Origin of the sequence: Acidocella aquatica (genome assembly GCF_030160635.1) — a bacterium.
Classification (GTDB): domain Bacteria; phylum Pseudomonadota; class Alphaproteobacteria; order Acetobacterales; family Acetobacteraceae; genus Acidocella; species Acidocella aquatica.
In genome coordinates, this window is record NZ_BSOS01000126.1 from 1 (window position 1) to 1,103 (window position 1,103).

Sequence of the window (1,103 nt, forward strand, 5' to 3'; positions counted from 1 at the left end):
CTTCATGCATATCAGCCAGCACGCGCAGTTTGTCGTTCCATTCACGTTCAAGAGTGTCGGCGACCAGGCGGTTGCTCGGATCGACCAGCATGAATCGCCGCTGCGCAAGATCGGCATCGATCTGTGCGCGTTGGACAGCGCGGCGCCGGAGTTGATCCGCGTCATCATGGCGGGCTTCAATTTCTTTCCTGACCTCCAATGCCAACTCCACCGCGGTGGGCGTCATTTCCGCAGCGATCAATTCGCCGATTGCCTCGTCGACCGGCCACCCAGCTATCGTTTGACATTGAGGTTCACCGCGAGAGGCGTAAGCGCGGCTACAGATATACCATGTATCCACCTGACCGCGTCGGGCGGCATAGCGAGCACTCATATGACTGCCGCAACGTCCGCATACAGCGCGCCCTTGCAATAGGGCCGCCCCCTCGCGCGGCGGCGAGGCGCGCACGGCCTGATAGCCAGCGCCATTGTCCTCAAGAACCTTGAGGTTATGCTGGAACTTGTCCCAGCTGATATAGCCGGGATGGGCGTCCGGGATACATGCATGCCAGTCCTTCGGGTCGCGCTTGCGGAGCTGTTTCTTGCCATCGACGGTCCGGCGATAAAGGCGCTGGCCAAAAGCATAGACTCCAGCATAGCGCGGATTATGCAGCGTGCGCATTGCGCTCGATGCGGTCAGCGGTTGGAAGACCACCTGTTTCCCGTTGCGGAGTCGGGAGGGGAAGAGCAGACCTTCCCTGGCGAACGCCTTGACAGTCTGCGTAGCTGACCCGACCCGGGAGAACGTCTCGAAAAAATGGTTGATCATCTCCCTGACTTGGGCGTCAGGATCGAGGACCACATCGCCAAGTTCATCATAGATGAAGCCAGTCGGCAGAGGACAACGATATTCGCCGCGTCGCACCTTGTTGAGGATACCCCCGCGTAATCGGGCTTTGATGACATGCAACTCGGCTTCGCTCATGGTGCCCTTGAGCCCGAGCAGCAGGCGATCATTGAAGTTGGCGGGATCGTACACGCCATCTTCGTCGAGGATGAGGGTGTCGGCCAAGGCGCAGATTTCCAGCAGTCGATGCCAGTCCGCATTGTTTCTGGCGAGCCGA

General features: G+C 59.5%; 1 protein-coding gene. It reads right to left on the reverse strand.

Going from position 1 to position 1,103, the window contains the following annotated elements; all coding sequences use genetic code 11:
* Positions 1-1,051: recombinase family protein (locus QQJ84_RS19285; protein ID WP_284259954.1), on the reverse strand; the 1,051-nt coding region annotated here is incomplete at its 3' end.
* Between the last annotated feature and the right edge of the window lie 52 nt (positions 1,052-1,103).